Annotated in this window: 18 protein-coding genes; 9 read left to right on the top strand and 9 right to left on the bottom strand. The window is 45.2% G+C overall.

The window, feature by feature from the left end; all coding sequences use genetic code 11:
* The first annotated feature begins 74 nt into the window (after positions 1 to 74).
* On the top strand, positions 75 to 779 hold the full coding sequence (gene pdeM, locus BGK61_RS00170) for a ligase-associated DNA damage response endonuclease PdeM (RefSeq protein ID WP_076012944.1): 705 nt from the start codon (positions 75 to 77) through the stop codon (positions 777 to 779).
* 115 nt (positions 780 to 894) lie between these two features.
* On the opposite strand, the gene BGK61_RS00165 is transcribed toward pdeM, so the two are convergent.
* From BGK61_RS00165 to folM, 3 genes are all read right to left on the bottom strand, one after another.
* Positions 895 to 1,788 carry a carbon-nitrogen hydrolase gene (locus BGK61_RS00165; protein ID WP_014999831.1) on the bottom strand — a complete coding sequence of 298 codons (894 nt, stop codon included), beginning with the start codon at positions 1,786 to 1,788 and terminating at the stop codon, positions 895 to 897.
* Positions 1,775 to 2,839, bottom strand: a complete 1,065-nt coding sequence (locus BGK61_RS00160) for an agmatine deiminase family protein (protein ID WP_076012500.1) — start codon at positions 2,837 to 2,839, stop codon at positions 1,775 to 1,777. Before BGK61_RS00160 ends, BGK61_RS00165 begins: the two co-directional genes overlap by 14 nt.
* Positions 2,840 to 2,985: 146 nt before the next feature.
* Positions 2,986 to 3,693 (bottom strand): dihydromonapterin reductase, encoded by a 708-nt coding sequence (gene folM / locus BGK61_RS00155; protein WP_014999829.1) that lies wholly within the window; start codon positions 3,691 to 3,693, stop codon positions 2,986 to 2,988.
* Positions 3,694 to 3,854: 161 nt separating this feature from the next.
* On the opposite strand from folM, the gene folE reads away from it, so the two are divergent.
* The gene (gene folE / locus BGK61_RS00150; RefSeq protein WP_014999828.1) at positions 3,855 to 4,538 is read left to right on the top strand and encodes a GTP cyclohydrolase I FolE; all 684 of its coding nucleotides are present in this window, start codon (positions 3,855 to 3,857) and stop codon (positions 4,536 to 4,538) included.
* 84 nt (positions 4,539 to 4,622) lie between these two features.
* On the opposite strand, the gene BGK61_RS00145 is transcribed toward folE, so the two are convergent.
* Together BGK61_RS00145 and BGK61_RS00140 are read right to left on the bottom strand one after the other, a co-directional pair.
* The gene (locus tag BGK61_RS00145; RefSeq protein WP_076012499.1) at positions 4,623 to 4,850 is read right to left on the bottom strand and encodes a hypothetical protein; all 228 of its coding nucleotides are present in this window, start codon (positions 4,848 to 4,850) and stop codon (positions 4,623 to 4,625) included.
* A 351-nt stretch (positions 4,851 to 5,201) separates the two neighbouring features.
* A complete protein-coding gene (locus BGK61_RS00140) occupies positions 5,202 to 7,151 on the bottom strand; it encodes an amylosucrase (protein ID WP_076012498.1) in 1,950 nt (649 codons plus the stop codon).
* Positions 7,152 to 7,430: 279 nt separating this feature from the next.
* Between BGK61_RS00140 and BGK61_RS00135 the strand changes: the two genes are divergently transcribed.
* Positions 7,431 to 8,648 carry an MFS transporter gene (locus tag BGK61_RS00135; RefSeq protein ID WP_083648714.1) on the top strand — a complete coding sequence of 406 codons (1,218 nt, stop codon included), beginning with the start codon at positions 7,431 to 7,433 and terminating at the stop codon, positions 8,646 to 8,648.
* A 124-nt stretch (positions 8,649 to 8,772) separates the two neighbouring features.
* Positions 8,773 to 9,591 carry a mechanosensitive ion channel family protein gene (locus BGK61_RS00130; RefSeq protein ID WP_076012496.1) on the top strand — a complete coding sequence of 273 codons (819 nt, stop codon included), beginning with the start codon at positions 8,773 to 8,775 and terminating at the stop codon, positions 9,589 to 9,591.
* Between the two features lie 77 nt (positions 9,592 to 9,668).
* Here BGK61_RS00130 and gloA2 read toward each other — a convergent pair whose 3' ends face one another.
* Both gloA2 and BGK61_RS00120 read right to left on the bottom strand, forming a co-directional pair.
* Positions 9,669 to 10,052 (bottom strand): SMU1112c/YaeR family gloxylase I-like metalloprotein, encoded by a 384-nt coding sequence (gene gloA2, locus BGK61_RS00125; RefSeq protein ID WP_076012495.1) that lies wholly within the window; start codon positions 10,050 to 10,052, stop codon positions 9,669 to 9,671.
* 21 nt (positions 10,053 to 10,073) lie between these two features.
* Positions 10,074 to 11,024 carry an aldo/keto reductase gene (locus BGK61_RS00120; RefSeq protein ID WP_076012494.1) on the bottom strand — a complete coding sequence of 317 codons (951 nt, stop codon included), beginning with the start codon at positions 11,022 to 11,024 and terminating at the stop codon, positions 10,074 to 10,076.
* A gap of 256 nt (positions 11,025 to 11,280) precedes the next feature.
* On the opposite strand from BGK61_RS00120, the gene BGK61_RS00115 reads away from it, so the two are divergent.
* From BGK61_RS00115 to BGK61_RS00095, 5 genes are all read left to right on the top strand, one after another.
* On the top strand, positions 11,281 to 11,823 hold the full coding sequence (locus BGK61_RS00115) for a lipocalin family protein (protein WP_076012493.1): 543 nt from the start codon (positions 11,281 to 11,283) through the stop codon (positions 11,821 to 11,823).
* Between the two features lie 98 nt (positions 11,824 to 11,921).
* Positions 11,922 to 12,968, top strand: coding sequence for a dihydroorotase (pyrC, locus tag BGK61_RS00110; protein WP_076012492.1), 1,047 nt, complete (start codon positions 11,922 to 11,924; stop codon positions 12,966 to 12,968).
* A complete protein-coding gene (locus BGK61_RS00105) occupies positions 12,938 to 14,260 on the top strand; it encodes a substrate-binding periplasmic protein (protein WP_076012491.1) in 1,323 nt (440 codons plus the stop codon). The genes pyrC and BGK61_RS00105 overlap by 31 nt, the downstream gene beginning before the upstream one ends.
* The gene (gene dbpA / locus BGK61_RS00100) at positions 14,260 to 15,639 is read left to right on the top strand and encodes an ATP-dependent RNA helicase DbpA (RefSeq protein WP_076012490.1); all 1,380 of its coding nucleotides are present in this window, start codon (positions 14,260 to 14,262) and stop codon (positions 15,637 to 15,639) included. The genes BGK61_RS00105 and dbpA overlap by 1 nt, the downstream gene beginning before the upstream one ends.
* 48 nt (positions 15,640 to 15,687) lie before the next feature.
* A complete protein-coding gene (locus BGK61_RS00095) occupies positions 15,688 to 16,086 on the top strand; it encodes an ACT domain-containing protein (RefSeq protein WP_076012489.1) in 399 nt (132 codons plus the stop codon).
* Here the strand turns inward: BGK61_RS00095 and BGK61_RS00090 are convergent.
* Positions 16,083 to 16,775: a lysoplasmalogenase gene (locus tag BGK61_RS00090; protein ID WP_076012488.1), complete on the bottom strand. Its 693-nt coding sequence runs from the start codon at positions 16,773 to 16,775 to the stop codon at positions 16,083 to 16,085. The two genes, BGK61_RS00095 and BGK61_RS00090, sit on opposite strands and share 4 nt — an antisense overlap.
* Positions 16,776 to 16,912: 137 nt before the next feature.
* Entirely contained in the window at positions 16,913 to 18,979 is a 2,067-nt protein-coding gene (locus BGK61_RS00085; RefSeq protein ID WP_076012487.1) for a M13 family metallopeptidase, read from the bottom strand.
* Between the last annotated feature and the right edge of the window lie 40 nt (positions 18,980 to 19,019).

The raw sequence follows: 19,019 nt of genomic DNA, 5'->3' as shown, positions 1-19,019 counted from the left end.
GTAGTCCCGCAAAATTAACGAGCGGTTTCAAACCGATAATAAAAACTCACAAACGAAGAACAAAAGAGGAAATTTTGGCAATAAGCGATGCTTGGTTGACCGAAAAAGTAAGCCAGCGCCACATCACTATCACAAAATATGCAGACTACTTGTGGCTGTTAGACGCGCGCGGTGTGGCGTATTTACCCGCATGCGATTGGCTTATAGTGTCTGATCTCCATTTAGAAAAAGGCAGTTATTTACGCAGCTATGCGAACCCATTGCCAAGTTTAGATTCCACTGCCACGTTAACGCGATTAGAAAGTATCATAGATGATTACAAGCCATTTCGAGTAATCAGCTTAGGTGACAGCTTTCACGATAAACACAGTATGTCGCGCATGACTACCGAGGACCGTCAGCATTTATGCAGACTAGTTGATAACGTGAACGAGTGGATGTGGGTTGAAGGCAATCATGACCCAGATTTACCCGATGGCATTCCGGGTACGCCGTGTTTTGAAATAGTGCTAGATAATATGGTTTTCAGGCACGAAGTAGAAACGAGTGAAACTCGTGCTCAGGTTATCGGTCATTATCACCCCAAAAAGCGCACAACCATCACCCGCCGCCGATACTCAGGCAAATGCTTTACTAACAACGAAAACTTGTTTGTGATGCCTGCGTTCGGTCAGTTCACTGGTGGGCTGGATATAGATGAAGAGGTAATGATAACGCTTCTGCCAAAACGCTCACGACAGGTATTCATGCTCTACGACAACATTATTTTTAAAGTGTAACCACAAAATTGGGGTCAGAGTACATTTCCACCGCGGCAGAATTTAAAAAGGGGTCTGAGTACATTCTGTGACATAGATTTGTCTCGGAAAATGTACACTGACCCCATTATTTGGGTTAGTCGCGCCAGCGCTTGGTTAGCTCGTCGTAGGCGTCTATGCGGCGGTCGCGGAAGTAAGGCCAAATGCGCTTCACTTTCTCGGTGCGTTCCATATCAAGCTCTACGGTTAGCGTGGTTTCACCTTCAGCTTCGGCTTTTGCCAAAATCTCACCTTGCGGGCCTGCTACAAAGCTTTGTCCCCAGAACTGGATGCCTGGGTCGCCTTCAACAGGTGACGCTTCAAAGCCAGTACGGTTCGCTACAATAACCGGTACTGAGTTTGCCACAGCGTGAGAGCGCTGAATGGTTTCCCATGCACCGTGTTGACGGGTACGCTCTTCTTCTGTGTCAGTTAAATCCCAACCAATAGCGGTAGGGTAAAATAACAGGTCTGCTCCTGCCATCGCCATCAAGCGTGCCGCTTCTGGATACCACTGATCCCAACATACCAATACGCCAAGTTTACCTACACTGGTTTCAATAGGCGTGAAGCCCATATCGCCCGGTGTGAAGTAAAACTTCTCGTAAAAGCCTGGGTCGTCAGGAATGTGCATTTTACGGTATTTGCCCGCAATTTCTTTGCTGCGGTCGAACACCACAGCCGTATTGTGATATAAACCAGAACCGCGTTTTTCAAAAAGCGACGTCACTAATACAATGTTATGTTTTTCAGCTAGTTCACCGAAAAATTCTGTCGCTGGGCCTGGAATTGGCTCAGCCAAATCAAAGGCGTCAGTATCTTCTTGTTGGCAAAAATACAGGGTGCTGTGCAGTTCTTGAAGAAGAATACACTCGCAGCCTTCAGCCGCTAATTTGGCAATTTGCTCGGCACTTTTGTTCCAGTTCGTTGCTTTGTCGTTATCAGCAACAGACTGTTGTACCAGTCCAACTTTTAGCTTAGCTGGGCGCATGTAATGACACTCCTTTCTTTAAGGTGGTGATAATCGAATCTTTTAACGTATTTGTAGGCACCTGCATGGAAATACAATGCAAGCTGCCGTATTGTCTTACGAGTACACTGCAATCGATTGGTTCAACAATATGATTGGGGTGTGCTCTTTGCACAGTCTCGATGGCTTCCGCGTCTTCTTCTTCACCATATACGGGCAATAAAATCGCCTTGTTACAAATTAGGTAATTTGCGTATGAAGCTGGCAAGCGATCTCCCTCATCATTTTCAATATGAGGCAGAGGTAAATGAAACTGTTCGTGCTCAGGGAGCTCTAGCGAGCACTCGTCGCATAAAGCCTTCAACCCTTCAAAGTGACTGTCGTTAGGGCGGTTGTTACATGCCTGAATCACTAAACCTTTATTTGGGGTAAAGCGCACTAAAGTGTCAATGTGACCGTCAGTGTCATCACCCTCTAAATGACCATGCTGTAAAATGGTAACCTTGCTGCAGCCCAGCATATCTTTAAATGCATCTTCGTAAGCACTTAGCGACATATCGCCATTGCGTTCAGGGTTCAGTAAACACTGTGCGGTACTTAGTAAATGACCGTTTTCATCAATTTCCAAGGCGCCGCCTTCAGCCACAATAGGGCTGCTGCGAAGCACAGATTTACACATGGCTGCGAGATAGCGCTGATTCGCCAGGTTATCTTCAGTGGCGTTAAACTTATTACCCCAACCGTTAAAGCGAAACTCAACAGGTGAACCGTTGCCTTCGCTGTCTTTACAGGTGATGAAGCCGTAGTCGCGCATCCAGGTATCATTGAAAGATGCAGCAACAATAAGTACACGTGCGCTTTCAGGCAAACGTGATTTAAGGTCGTCTACGTCACTTGGCGCGCACAGTAAAATAACACCTGCATCATTGCGATTTACCGCAGCAATCACGTTAAGGTAGGTTGCTCTCGCTTCTTCTAACCATGGAGCCCAGTCGGTTTGCGAATGCGGCCACGCCAACATTACTGCATCAATGTCATGCCATTCAGGCGCCATAGTACGGTTGCCGTGCATAGTAAATTTCCAAATAGCTACAAAATAGGGTTCGGATTATAGCCATGCCTCAGCACCAGACCAAGGCAAATGGCGATGAAATTAATTGGCGGTGACGATTACTTATAACCATCAGGATGGGCAAAGGTAATTAAAGTGGGCAGCCCTTATTTTAGATGCCGCCCGCCATTTAAATGAAGCGTCTGCCCAGTCATGTAGTCGCTATCAAGTAAGTAGTTCATAGCTTTGACAGCCTCTTGCGCCCCAGGAACGAGTTCAAGCAATGACTTTTTTATCGCCTTTTGCTTGTACGCATCATCATCACCCTCATTGAACATTAGCAAAGCCGGAGCAATGCTATTTACTTTCACCTTCGGTGCTAGCTTCTTGGCAAACGATAGGGTCAGGTTGTGAAGCGCTGCCTTACTTGCAGCGTAAGCCATGTGCTTCTCACTGCCTGTTTCCTGAACGTAATCAGTCATATGGATAATGTCAGACTGCACTTCACAATCACAAAGGGCTTTTTCGAGTGCTAAATTTATGCGGTACGGGGCGATGGCATGAATCATCATCATGCGCGCAATCAGACTATGCGTGTTGCTATTATCTTTTTCTTGCGCCCAATCTGACGCGTTATGGATCACCGCTCGATAGGTTTTACTGATTGCCTTAATCTCATCAATTGCTCGATCAATAGCCGCCTCAGTGCTAAAATCCGCCTGTAAAACTGTTGCGCCCTTATCTTTGAGCATTGTGATACTTGGGCGAGGCGTGCGATACGTAACGACAACGTGATGGCCTTGGTCAAGTAAATTATCGGCCATTGCCAAGCCTAAACGCTGACTTGCGCCTGTTATAAGCACAGGTGAATTCAAGGTGATGTCCTTCTTACGTGAACGGAAACAGTTTTATTATTTTGTGCCAAATGCACAGTAGGTAGCAATGACATTAAATAAAAGTCATGTTGCCGATTAATCGATCTGTAACGAAGTAAAGCTCGTAGAAGATCAAAAAAGAAGTAATAACGGATAAAGTAATGTTAGCAAAAGAAGCGGTAATTGTGCGCGATGCACTAGACCCCTCTATATCAGAGCCAGCACAACGTGTACGAGAAGCATTAGAGGCAAAGGGGTTAGAAACTCCAATGGTCGATAATGGTCTTTCTGACGAGCAAAAGCGCAAGCGAATTGAAAGCGCTATGCGTGATGTAATGGATACGCTTGGCCTTGATCTAACTGATGACAGTTTATGCGATACGCCTACGCGTATTGCTAAAATGTACGTAAACGAAATTTTCGGTGGATTAGATTATCGCAAGTTTCCTAAGATTACTGCCATTGAAAATAAAATGCAGATTGACCAGCCTGTACAAGTGTCTGATATCAGTCTTACTAGTACTTGCGAACATCACTTTGTGACTATTGATGGCACGGCGACCGTTTCTTACATTCCGAAAGACACGGTTATTGGGCTTTCAAAAATCAATCGTCTTGTAGGGTTCTTTGCTCAACGTCCGCAAGTACAAGAGCGCTTAACTCAGCAAGTGTTAGTGGCGCTGCAGACGTTGACGAACACAGAAGACGTGGCGGTGAGCATTAACGCAACACATTATTGCGTAAAGGCGAGAGGGATTCGTGATACTAACTCATATACGAAAACGTCAGCGCTCGGTGGGCGATTCCTCACGGACAGTGAATTGAAACGAGAGTTTTTTCGCTAGTCAGACGCCATTAAATTAATCTGTTTAAGAATGCAAAAAGCCGCTCTTTGAAGCGGCTTTTTTTGTTGTTCTGTCTATGCGTTTTTACTTAATGACTAACTCGGTCTCTAAAGTATCTACAATAAGATTGATACTGCCTCCAATACCGTCGGCTGCAGTTAAACTAAGCACTTTGTTACAGCACCTACAAGATTCATGTTGTTCGTGATACATATCGCGAACCGTTTCTAGCTGGAAGGCATTTATTGCGCCGCAGTAGGGGCACATGTATTCCAAAGCACTATCACTTTGCATCGTTTTATCCGTTACCATGTTGAACACATCCGTATGACCTAAGTCGAAACCTGCTATGTATAAGCGTTGGGTTTTGTTTCAACTTGAAGCAAGAACTAAACCACACACAACAGGAACAGTGCCGTATTCGCTTCTATCAGTTTGTAAGCCGGTTAAAAAAACACATAGCTTACGGCGTTAAGCGAAAAGCCAGTGAAATATCTAATCACTATTAAAAGTATAGTGGGTATTTAATTCAGTGCCTGTGAAAAGATGACTTATTTGATAAGCCGCTGGGTGTAAAGGCAATTATGTCGACGACTAGCCATTGATAAGTTGCTAACCGCCTTTTCATGAAGCGGTTAGCAAAGCTCAGTAAATATCTAAGCGTTAGTTAGCAAGAAGCCACATTTGTTGGAAAGGCTTAAGCAATAGCGGCGAGTCATTCATTTCAATAGTCTCACCGGTTAACAAATCTTGGCTTGATGCGCCTTTGAGTGTTGCCAAAAGGCTACGTTGAGTTGACTGAGAATGTTCGCTGAAGTTACATATTACAAGTAACTTGTGACCCTCTGAATTTTCTCGAACAAAAGCAAAGCAATGGTGATTATCTGTATCTAAAATTTGGGTGGTAGATTGCCCGAATATAGCGTGTTGCTGTCTTATCCCTATCATTTTGCGCAACTCGTTAAATACGCGAAGGCTTGTGGCCTCTGTAGCGTTGGAAGGTGAAGTGTTTCCTAGCGCCAACTCTGTATCTGCGTCGGTAACGGCGATACGGTGTACCCATCTATCATCGTGCTTTTTGGATTCATCAAAGCGATAGCTGTAGTCATTAAGCTTGCCCACTTCGTCGCTTGAGTAAAGAAGTGGAATGCCGCCGATGCTAAAGGTAATACCGTAAAGTAGCATCATTCGCTTCACAGCATCGTCAATGCCTTTTAAATCGTTAGCTTTTAATGCTCCTTCTAGCCCGCACAGAGAAGCCAGCGAACCACACACACGACAGTCTCCATTTGAAGGGTTTTCGGCGAACGGTACGCCGTTAGCAAAACTTCCTTCAAAACGACCGGTATAAAATTGATTAAGAAAATAGCGGTGATCGAAAGCGTTTATGCCGAGTTCGTTGGCTACTGCGTCGTCGAACGTCCACCCTATATCGTCGTGGCATCGCACGTAGTTAACCCAAGTGCAGTTTTCCGATATAGAAAAGCTCTTCTTCATTGAGTGAGTAAGCAAACGGGTTTTACGCGTGGCTAGCGAATTCCATAACAGTGCCATTAGCAAAGGGTTGTAGGATAGCTGACACTCATCTTTGTCGATGTACTTAAGTACTTCGTCAGGGTGTACGATGGCTTCTGACTTAAATACCACGGCAGGCGCTACGATTTGTAAGCAACAGTTAAACGCTTGAATGAGTATGTGGGCCTTTTCCTGATTTTCGCAGTTAGTGCCAAGTTCTTTCCAAATAAAGGCCAACGCATCTAGGCGCAAAGCAGCGCTTCCTATGTTGGCGAGAAACAGCATTTCAGACGTTATAGCGTTGAACACCTCAGGGTTACTGTAATTCAAATCCCATTGAAAGCTGTTAAATGTTGTCCATACCCATTTTTCAAGCTGTTCATTAAAGGTAAAGCTTCCTCTTCTTACCTGAGGGAATATTTCTCTTAAAGTATGTTCGTATTGATCGGGAATGGTTCTGTCATCAAAAAGGTAATAGTAATTTTGATACTGCTTCTCACCGGCTAACGCCGCTTTCGCCCACGCATGCTCATCGGAGGTATGATTGAACACGAAATCGAGAACGAGATTTATTCCTTCGTTCTGTAGTGCTGAAGCAAGCTTCTCCAAATCTTTCACCGTGCCTAGCGTTGGGTTTACCTTGCGATAATCCGACACAGCATACCCGCCGTCGCTATCGCCTTTAGGTGCGTCGTATAACGGCATTAAGTGCACATAGGTAACACCTAAAGACTTGAAGTAGGGGATTTTGTCATGCAAGTCATTCAGAGTGGGGCCCATCAGGTCAACGTAACAAGCCATGCCGACTTGTTGTTCATCGCGATACCAAAGCGGGTTTTTTAGTCTTTCATTGTCGAGTTTTTTAAGAGCGGGTTTGCGGTTTTTTACCCCGTCTCTTAATATTTCAACCAGTTTTTGTAAATGAAAGTAGCAATCATACTGGTGCCCGTAAACATGGGTATATCTGTCAAAAAGGCGAGGGAAATGTGCCTTCAATCGACGCGTAAAGGTTGTTGCATCTTTCTTGCTTAGGCCAGATAAATCGGTAGATGCCAAGATTCGGTCTAAACATACACCACTGTCAGCAGCATAGCTCATAGATAACTCCAAAGTGCGACGCTTAGACGCGTCATACAACCTATCCTAATTAACAGGTTTACAGGCTTTTTAAATTCTGTTAACTTTTATCTTAAACGATTAAGCTTATTTATCAAGTTAATTACATCGTTATTTTTGACCTACTGAATGCGTAGAATGATCCACGCGTTTTTGTGAAGTTTAGAAGAGTGGAATAAAGCCCTTCCTACCGTGCTTGTGAGACAGACTATGCCCAATCATGATCCTAGTAGCAGAATTATCAGATGGCTGACCTATTTAATGTTTATGATGTTTGCGATGACGTCAGACTCGGTTGGCGAGATAATCAAAGAAGTGAAAGTGGCGTTTTCAGTCACTAATGCTCAAGCTAGCTTAATGCATTCACTACCGATGTTAGGCATTGCCTTATCGGGTCTGTTCCTAGGTTTCTTGGCAGATAAGTTAGGTCGCAAGCCTACTATTATCATTGGCTTGGCTTTGTTTGGCCTTGCCTGCTACAGCTTCCTGATTGCTAACGACTTTATGTTAATTGTTAGCTTAATGAGCTTGTCTGGCGTTGCGGTAGGCATTTTTAAAACAGGTGCCCTTGCACTCATTGGTGATATTTCAACATCAACTAAACAACACACAGCCACCATGAATGGCGCCGAAGCGTTCTTCGGCGTGGGCGCAATTATTGGGCCTCTTATCGTTGCCTATCTTATTCACCAAGGGGTGGCATGGCAGTGGCTTTACGTAATTGCTGGTGGAGTTTGTACGCTTCTTATCATTGGTGCATTGCTTGTTAAATACCCTGCTTATTCTCGCGATACGAACTCTGGCGATAAGAAAGTATCGATAGCGCAGAGCCTACGCCTAGTGAAAAACCCATACGCTTTAGGATTCTCAATTGGCGCGTTCTTATATGTTGCGGCAGAAAGCGCCATTTATGTGTGGATGCCGAGTTATTTAGTGTGCGACGCGACTACGCTCAAAGCGACCTATGATTGTTATGCTGAAGGCTTCTCTCAAACCTTGGCCATATATTCGGTAACGGCATTCTTTATCCTGCGCGCAGCTGGGCGTTTCGTCGGTATTTGGATGATGTCTCACTTCAACTGGGCATTGGTTCTGATGGTGTTCACCGGTGCTATTGTATTGTGCTTCGGTCTTGGTTTGTGGGGCGGAAAGCAACTCGCCTTATTCTTGTTCCCGTTAACGGGCATTTTCATGTCGGTCATTTATCCTACCTTCAACTCAAAAGGCATAAGCTGTTTCCCTAAACATCAGCATGGAAGTGTAGCGGGAGTGATCTTATTCTTTACCGCAGCTGGCGCCGCGGCTGGGCCTTTCATCATGGGGTTGGTGAGTGACGCTAACGGAGGCGACGCCAAATATGGTTTTATGGTTGCCACCGGCTTTGCTGCTGTACTCTTTGTTGGCTTGGTGTACAACTATATAAAGAATCCTACCAAAGAACGCTTAGCTGAAATTGAGGCAAGCGAATACGCTAACTAAACGCCGCGTTCGCATTTTACAATATAACACTAACGTGCCGGGCTAGCTCTCGGCACTGGTTTTTCCTCACGTTGTTGTTTAAGCTTCGTTTATTCACATCAGCCTATAAATCTAATAACGTTCCATGGATGAATTAAAACAAGCGCAAGCTCTTTACGACACCCTTGTAGAATTTGCAGTGACCTACAGTTTCCAAATTGTAGGCGCCATCATTATTTTCCTGCTTGGCTGGTGGGTGGCCAATAAAATAGGCCACATGGTTGAAAACCTAATGGTGAGCAGAAACATCGATATTACGCTAAGCCGTTTCACTGGCGGTGCGTGCAAATTGGTGGTGCTGGGGATTGTCATCATTATTGCGCTAGGAAATGTGGGAATTAGCGTAACACCACTCATAGCTGCAGTAGGTGCCGTTGGCTTGGGCGCAGGTCTAGCAATTCAAGGCATGCTGGCGAATTACGCGGCTGGCTTTACCATTATTATTACCCGGCCTTTTGTTGTAGGCGACACGATTCGTGTTCGTGGAGTCGCGGGAGTGGTCGATCAGGTCATGCTTCCCTATACCATTCTTATCGACGAAGATAACGTTCACATTCAAATACCTAACAAGTTGATAGTAGGCGAAATCTTGCATAACTCTGCAGAGAACATGCTAATTGAGCTAGAGATTGGCGTTGCCTATTCAAGTAAGGTCGATGAGGTAATTAATGTAATTCGTAAGGCTGTTGAAACGGTAGATGGGGTTAGCGAAGAAAAATCACCGGCCATTGGCGTTGATAATTTTGGTGACAGCAGTATTAACTTTGGTATTCGAGTTTGGGCGCCAGCCGTAAGGCATTTCGAAGTGCGCTACGCACTAAACCAAGCCATTTTTAATGCGCTGCAGCAGCATAATATTGAAATACCATTCCCGCAGCGGGAAGTCAGGATGCTCGACCAATAAGAGTTTGTATCGCTATGATAAAAATGCCGAATAAGACACCTCTTATTCGGCATTTTTCTTTTACAACTACGCGATTTTTAGATTTCGTATAGCTCTAAAGGTAACCCGTCAGGGTCTTGGAAAAACGTAAAGCGTTTGCCGGTGTATTCATCGGTTCTCACCGGCTCGCATTCCACCCGCTTATTCGTCAGGTGGTTCACCATCTCATCTAGGTTATCTACTTTAAATGCTAGGTGTCTAAGCCCTTGTGCTTCTGGACGTGACGGCCTTTGCGGTGCCCCCGGGAACGAAAAAAGCTCAATCTGACTACCGTCAGGTAACGCAAGGTCACACTTGTAAGAGTCTCTGGCTTCTCGGTAATTTTCATCAATAATCGAGAAGCCCAGTATATCGGTGTAAAACGACTTCGAGCGCTGGTAATCACTACAAATTATAGCAATGTGATGAAAGCCTTTTAGCATACTAATATTCCTTTTCTATGCCTAAGGCATCTCTTGACCGCGAGCAGCCTCGAATAACGCATACCAGTGCTCGCGGCTTAAGTGAATTTCTTCTGCCTTTTGGCTTGCCTTAATTCTTTCGACATTGGTACTGCCTAAAACAGGCGCAATATTGGCAGGATGTCGCATCAGCCAAGCCAACACAATGGCTTCAGGCGTAGTTTGATACTCACTGGCAAGTTGAGCCACTAAATCTGCAGTTGCGCGGTCTTTACTATCTTCAACTTTTGAGCCCGTGTATCTACCTTGCGCCAAGCTTCCCCATGCCTGTAGCTGCACGTTATTCATCATGCAGTACTCTAGTGTGCCGGGCGCATAGCCTGAACCGCGATTTGCAGCACTATTGGTTGTAATGCCGTCTTCTAACCAGTCTCTAAACCCAAGGCTCATTTCAAGCTGGTTAGCAACAATAGGTGTGGAAAGCGCCGACTGCAGATAGTTAATTTGGTGGCCATGCATGTTTGACACACCTACATGCTTTATTTTTCCTTGTTGCTGAAGCAACTGCAGCGTGCCTGCTACTTCGTCTAATTCCATAAGTGGGTCTGGGCGGTGCAGTAGCAGTATATCAAGGTGCTCTATGCCTAACCGTGAGAGAATACCTTCAACGGACGTGTGGATGTGATTCGCTGAAAAGTCGTAACGCTTTGGTCCTAAATCGTCCTCAAATCGTATTGCACACTTAGACTGGATAATCATTTTGTCTTTTAATTCGGGTGCTTGTTTAAGCGCTTCACCAAAGACAGTTTCGGCTTTGCCAAATGTATAAATATCAGCATGGTCAAACACGTTAATATCTAAGTCCAACACAGTGTCTATTATGCTTCTTGCTTGGCTAACATCGGCTTTGGTTGCCGGTTCGTCATTCCAACCGCCACCTAAGCCCATGCATCCATAAATTAAGCGGCTTGCGTGTGGAAAGTGTGCATTCATGTAATTTTCTCCCTGTTGAGAATAGCGAGTGTGCAGGGCCTGCATTAGTTCGAGGCTATTTTTCAAAGCACTGTAATATGGTCAGCGCGATAATAAAAGTCTGATTAGGTGAGTATATTTTTACTATCGACTATCAGCTTGGCCAGATAGTTTATGGTTTGAACGAAATGATAGAGATCATTATTTGCCTTACAGGCACGTATTTAAATTAACATCTAGGCTTTTGAGAAAGCTCATTGCGAAGGAAAAAGGGCGTATGTTTACGAAGTTCGTTTCATTAGTTATGGCGAGTGTGGTGTGTGTAAGCCTGATTGGCTGCACAGGCGTGCCTGACAAGGTTGCGCCGGTTGAAGGGTTTGAACTTCCTCGATACTTAGGCAAATGGTATGAAATAGCACGCTTTGACCATAGCTTTGAAGAAGGCTTAAGCGAAGTTACCGCCACGTACAGCATGCGCGATGACGGAGGGGTTAAGGTAATTAATCGTGGTTTCTCCAAAGAAGAAAATACGTGGGATGAAGCCGAAGGCAAAGCGTATTTTGTAGAGTCTGAAACGACAGGGCATCTGAAGGTATCGTTCTTTGGGCCATTTTATGCCAGCTATGTAATTATGGAGCTAGATAAAGAGGGCTATCAATATGCTCTGATAACGGGCCCAGATAAAGACTACCTTTGGATTTTAGCGCGAACACCTTCGATTTCAGAAGAAGTGCGCACAGGTCTGTTAGAAAAAGCAAGATCGGCCGGGTACGACGTTAGCAAGCTTATTTGGGTAGAGCACGGCCAAGAGAATTTGTAGGCACTTTCGAGCGAGTTGTTCTGCGCGCTAAATGGGAATTGTGCTATTATTGCGCGCATCTTCCCCTCTGTTTGAATAAGTACTAAGAGAGATAAGGCATGCAAACGCTCACCATTACTACGCCAGACGATTGGCACCTTCACTTTCGCGACGACGAAATGCTAGATGAAACAGTGCCTGCAACCGCACGTTGTTTTCAGCGCGCCATTGTTATGCCAAACCTTGTACCACCGGTGGTTAATGCAGATATGGCCATGGCGTACAAAGAGCGAATTGAAGCTGCGCGACCTAAAGGCAGTAGCTTTGAGCCATTAATGACCTTATTCCTTACTAACCAAACCACGCCTCAAGATATTGTTGATGCGAAGCAAGCGGGCGTTACAGCGTGTAAGTTATATCCTGCAGGGGCCACTACTAACTCAGATGCGGCTGTAAAAGGCATTCAGGCTTTATACCCTGTATTTCAAGCCATGCAAGAGCAAGGCTTATTGTTGCTAATTCATGGTGAAGTGACCGAACATCACATTGATATTTTTGACCGCGAAAAAGTGTTCATTGATACCCATTTAGGGCCTATCGTTGACGCATTCCCTAAGCTGAAAGTAGTGTTTGAGCACATTACAACAGCAGATGCGGCAAGCTTCGTAGCGGGCGCCAGCGAATTTGTAGGAGCAACTATCACTCCTCAGCACTTATTGTTAAATCGTAACGATTTACTGGTTGGTGGGGTACGTCCTCATAACTATTGCCTGCCAGTGCTTAAACGAAACACCCATCAAAAAGCGTTGCGCGATATGGTGGCAAGCGGTAACAAAAAATTCTTCTTAGGTACTGACTCAGCACCTCATGCGAAACATAAAAAGGAAAACGCATGCGGCTGTGCAGGTTGCTATAGCGCGTGGTCTGCTATTGAGCTTTATGCCGAAGTGTTTGAACAACTTGGCGCACTAGACAAGCTTGAAGGTTTTGCGAGCCATTACGGTGCAGATTTTTATGGTTTACCGCGAAATACGACTACAATGACATTAGTGAAAGAGTCGTGGACGGTGCCAGAACAAGTAACCTTAGCTGATGGTACCGATATGGTTCCATTTTTTGCGGGGCAAACGTTGCAGTGGAAGTTAGAAAAGGCATTTCAAGCGTAGTTGTATTTGTTATTGTCTGTTTATGTGCCCTATGGAACTCATCCAGTAGGGCACAATCGCTCTCTTATGCTCACGCCCCAGATTTACCCAACGCAATCTCTCCTTCTGACAAACGCAGCATAGAAACTTATTCACTGGCAATATTAAAATATGCCTTATCAAGCAATGGCATCGACTTAACGCCTGCTTCGAGCACTGTACTTGACAACACACCTAGCGACGCCCGATTGCTTATTAATTTAATAAGAGATGAGCATAACGAGGACAGTTACTACTGGATAGCGCCATTATTTGCCTTTGAATGTGGAGCTAGTATTCGTTGTACGCCAAATGCGGGTAGTCAGCCAACGACAATAGCCGTGAGCTATATTGCACTGGCTAAAAGTAAAGGCTCTGCCGATATTGCAGAGCGGTTGAGCGAGATTATTGCCCAATATAAGAGTTCAGACGCCTTCACATTGCTCGCTAATGCAATGCAGGAGAAGCTTAAGTCGTCTTTCCCTGATAACCTACTCACTCTTGGCACGTTGAGTCTGGTGGGCGAACTGCAGGCGAATACTGATAACCTTTGGGTTATTGCTGATGTGGTGCCGTTGTTTTCTGAAGTGGGAGAGCGAGGGAAGCTTAAAGGTATTGCAGCCGATCTAGTTAGAGACATATTAGATGAAATGACGCTAGAGCAGAATATCCTTTCTGCACCATGGGCACGTATTGCTAAGGAAGCGATGTCCAAGTCTAACGTATTGGTGTTTTCGGTAATTCGCACCGATGAGAGAGAAAATGTATTTCACTGGGTAACGCCAGTATCAAGAAACCTTCACGGCCTGTACGGCATTGATAAGCCCTATTTCGATTCCTTCGCCGATGTACCGAAAACCTATAGAGTTGGGACATTATTGGAAGACTACCGCTACAACGTTGCTATAGAACATGGTTTCAAAGTGAAAGCTTATGATTCATGGCAGGCGTTAGTTGACGCACTTATCAATAATGATGTTGATGCTATTTTCGGCTCCCAGGGGGCAATTGATTTTGGATGTAACCCAAATCAATTTAAATGTGAGACAATAACCCTTACTAGTAAGTACGACATTTCAACGGCCTACCTAGCACTGTCAAAGAAAGACACCTGTGTTTTGGTTTTAGAGAAGCTAAAGTTAGCGGCGGCCGGCGTGAAAATGAGCGACAAGTTTAATGAGCAGCTTTCTTCGTGGAGTGAGATGGTGTCCCAAGAATACGGCATAGCTCATCATACCGAACACGGTGTAGTGCACCTTTGGAACCCAAATTAATGACAGTTGAAACAGTTAAGCATTTAGATATAAACCCAGCCATCGTAAAGGCGCTAGACTCACAAGGCATTTACCAACTCTCCCCTATACAGGCTCAATCACTTCCTGAGGCACTGCAAGGTAAGGATGTCATCGGCCAGGCGCAAACCGGTAGCGGCAAGACTCTGTGCTTTGTGATCCCTGCTTTACAGCACGTTGAAGTGAATGATTTTACCACGCAGGCAATCATACTTTGTCCAACCCGAGAGCTTGCTGATCAAGTGGCTCAGCAGTGCCGTACAGCGGCTAAAAACATTGGAAATATTAAAGTAACTACCTTATGCGGTGGACAGGCTATGGGACCGCAAATTCAGTCACTTAAACATAGCCCTCATATTATTGTGGGCACGCCGGGTCGCGTAATGGACCATGTGGAAAAGCGTCGAATTGACTTAAGTAATGTAAAATTGCGTGTCCTCGATGAAGCCGATCGCATGTTAGATATGGGTTTTGAAGACGATTTACGTATTATTTTCGGTCAAACGCCGAAACAGGTGCAAACCCTGTTATTTTCTGCAACCTTTACAGAACAAATTGAGCGCGTAGCTAAGCAGTACCTGCACAACCCGGTAACCTGCAAGGTTGAGGCTCAAGAGAGTAAACCAGCCATCACTCAGTTGGGTTACAACGTACTGCCGCACACGCGTACTCAGGCGCTTAAAGCGGTACTTACCCACTATCAACCTAAAAACGCCATTGTATTTTGTAACCGCAAGACTCAGGTAAATGAAGTGGTTGAGGAGCTTATCGAGGATGGCTTCAGTGCCGCTGGGCTTCAGGGGGACATGGAACAGCATCAACGTACGTCGGTGCTTATGCAGTTTGCCAGCGATGCGCTACAAGTACTTGTTGCTACCGATGTAGCTGCGCGAGGACTGGACATTGACGATGTTGCCTGTGTGATTAATTACACGGTAAGTGAAGAGCCGGAAACTCATATTCACCGCATTGGTCGTACGGCACGTGCGGGCGCTCAGGGCATGGCGGTAACGCTAGTCAGCGATGACGAAGAGCACTTTTTGCGAAAAATAGAAGTATTGCAAGAAAGCGATATTCCACTTAAAGGCGCACAAAGCCTGCGTTTTCATAAAAACAAAATTACTCAGCCTGAATTTACCTGTATTTCACTAAGCGCGGGTAAAAAGGAAAAGCTTCGCCCAGGCGATCTGGTGGGGGCACTTACCAAAGATGCAGGTATTCCTGGCGACGACTTGGGTAAAATTAAAGTTCAGAACAGCATGAGTTTTGTCGCAGTAAAAACGCGAAGCGTGAAAAAAGCCATGGCGCACTTTAGAGAAGGAAAGATCAAAGGAAAACGTATTAGAGCCCGAAAGCTTTAATATGCGCTCTAAAATCTAAGTACTAACGTTATTCAATGGAAGGTGAGTGTGGTCGCTGAAACTGACTTGAGCGTGTTACTGAAAAATCTGAATCCTGTGGCGAGTAGTGAAAATTACGTTTTTACTACCTTGCCTGCTGACAGATTGACTAGTGCGTTAATTTCAGTAGCTAAGGGGATGTTTCAAGAACGCGAGGGCACCACCCTTATTCTTCCGGTTGCCGCAGCCGAGAAAGCTAATCTCCAGTTTGAAGGTTATTACCGCTGTATAACCTGTGAAGTGCATTCTAGTTTGGAAGCGGTAGGCATGACGGCAGCTATGTCCACCGCGCTGGGTGAGGCAGGAATTAGCGCCAACGTGGTGGCCGCTTATTATCACGACCACATTTTTGTGCCAGCTGAAAAAGTCGGTTTGGCGATAGACGTTTTAACTTCGCTGTCTAACTAGGCCTGACCCTTTTCTTCCTGTCTGTTCTCTCTTTTCAAAAACGCATCAACAAGCCCCATGGTTAAGCAATATTGGGCTGCATAGTAAGTTGTCATTACCCAAAAGGTAGACAGTGGGAGCGGGGTTTTGAAAACCGACTGAGCGAGAATGGCATCTGATATCACAAAAAGTAACGCACCGGTTACGATTAGCTTGGTTTGAGCTAACCACACTGCGGTTAAGCCCATCAGTGTGATTACGCTAATGTATGCTACCACAGGGTAAAACAGCGAACTTGATGCAGGCAGAATATGACCGGCCATCACAGCCATAAAACTAACAATGATAAGACTAATTAGCCATTTCACATTGGGCGAAATAATATCGCTTGAGAGCGCTTTGGGTTTGTGGCGATTTAGATTGGCAAAACACGCGGCATAAGATAAGTGCGCGAGAAAAAAGCAAGACAGGCCTGTTATAAAACTTTCTGCAAAGGGCAAGGCCAGACTAATATCTCCAGCAAGACTAAAAAGTAGCGCCATCAACACCATATATCGCGGCATGGCGCTAAGTTTTATATAGGAGAAAACTGCAAGTACCCCAATAGGTAGAGCTTTGGGTAAGAATTGCGCCATATAGGGGGTAAGCGGCAGCGTCGCCAAGTAAACCAACGCTAAGCTGATAAAGACAATAGTTGTTCTTACATTCATATTTAGCCTTTTTGAACCTGCTCAGTCATACACTTCAGAACGACAAAAAAAGCCCCAGTTTGGTGAAGCAAACATGGGGCTTTAGCTATCGTATTTTATGTACGCTACTCTCTATGTACTGTTTTAGAGTACGCGAATTACCAAATTTTCACGCGTTCTTCTGGTGGTAAATACAACGCATCTTCTTCGGTCACGTTAAACGCTTCGTAGAATTCAGGTACGTTGCGAACAGCACCGTTAGTGCGGAACTTCGTAGGTGAATGGGTATCGGTTTGTACTTGGCTGCGCAACGCTTCTTCGCGATACTTGCTTGCCCAAACCTGGCCGTAACCAATGAATACACGCTGATCGCCAGTGAAACCGTCTAGTTCAGGGGCTTCTTCACCATCAAGAGATAGGTGGTAAGCTTTAAGTGCGATGCTGATGCCGCCAAGATCGCCGATGTTTTCACCTAGGGTATATTCACCGTTTACGTGCAAGTCAGGCAGAACCTCAAACTGGTTATACTGTTCAATCAAGTTCGCAGTGCGTGCTTCAAACTCGCCGCGATCTTCATCAGTCCACCAGTTTCGCAGAACGCCGTCACCGTCGAAGGTTGACCCTGAATCATCAAAACCATGGCCAATTTCGTGACCAATTACCGCGCCAATACCGCCGTAGTTAACCGCGTCTTCGGCGTTCATGTCAAAGAACGGCGGTTGAAGGATAGCCGCGGGGAATACAATTTCGTTTAGCGGAGGGTTGTAGTAAGCATTAACAGTTTGTGGTGTCATGCCCCATTCATGGGTCCACACTGGGCCGCCTTGTTTCTTAAGCATTTCTTCATACAGCACGTCCGAAGAACGCTTTAGGTTTCCAAACAGGTCACTGGCATTAACTGTCAGCGCTGAATAGTCTCTCCACTGGTCTGGGTAACCAATTTTCACGGCAAACTTAGACAGCTTGTCTAGTGCTTGTGCACGAGTTTCATCTGTCATCCAATCAAGATTTTCGATACTTTCTTTGTAAGCTAACAGCAGGTTATTAACCATTTCCATCATGCGGTCTTTCGCTTCAGGCGGGAAGTGCTGTTTAACATAAACCTTACCGATAAGCTCGCCAACGTGGGCATTTGAAAGGCTTACTGCACGACGCCATTGTGGCTGTTGCTCTTCAACACCGCGAAGCACTTTGCTGTAGAAATTGAAGTTTGCTTCATCAAGCTCGGCATTTAAGCGGCTGGCTGAAGCATTTAACAAGCCCCACTTAAGAAACGTCTTCCAATCTTCCAGTGAGGTTTCTGCAATAACGCCATCAATGTTTTGCATGTAGTCTTTTTGCAAAATACCTAGCGAAGGAATGTCGCTAATGTCTGCTTCAGTAAGATAAGCGTCCCAGTCGAACTTAGGCATCAAAGCTTTAAGTTCTTCAATTGTCAGTTTGTTATAGTTGGCAGCAAAGTTACGGGCCTGCTCTTTTTTCATATGTAGCTGAGCAATTTTAGTCTCAAGTGCGAAGAGCATATCCGCACTTTCTTTAGGCGCTTCGAAACCCGCCAGCTCAAACATGGTTTGGATATGCTTAACGTAGGCATCACGAATGGTTTGTGATGTTTCGTCATCCTTAAAGTAATACTCGCGCTCAGGAAGGCCTAAACCCGACTGCCACGTGTACATTAAATATTCTTTCGGCGACTTGAGGTCAGGGTATTGAGTTAGGCTAAACGGTGTACCGTAGCCATAGCGAGCTGCATAAGCAAAGTACTCAGCAAGGTCGGTATAGTCTTCAATGGCATCAATCTTAGTTAACTCAGGCTTTAGCGGTGTCATACCAAGCTCATTACGGGTCTCCATGTCCATATAGGCACGGTAAAAATCACCGACTTTTTGCTCGTCACTTCCCGCTTTAAAGTCGCCTTCGGCAGACGATTTTATAATATCCATAACGTGATCCTGCGCTTCATCGCGAAGAATTACGAAAGAACCGTAGCTCGACTTATCTGCTGGTATTTCAAAATTATCAAACCACTTGCCGTTTACGTAGCGGAAAAAGTCATCACCTGGGTCAACAGACAGATCCATATTTTCTTTAATGACACCTGAAGAAAGCTGTTGTTTAGCTTCTTCGGTAGCCGCGCTCTGTGTCTGTTGTTCTGTGGATGAATTTTGTGGGCTACAAGCCGTTAGGGCCAGTGCCACGCTTAAGCTTAAAACGCTACGTAACATGTGGAGTTTTCCTTTTCATTTTATTGGGCAACATTTGGGC

Origin of the sequence: Alteromonas abrolhosensis, assembly GCF_001953635.1 — a bacterium.
In the GTDB taxonomy this organism is placed as follows: Bacteria; Pseudomonadota; Gammaproteobacteria; order Enterobacterales; family Alteromonadaceae; genus Alteromonas; species Alteromonas abrolhosensis.
Note: the sequence above shows the minus strand (reverse complement) of the source record. Positions and strands in the feature narration are given on the sequence as shown.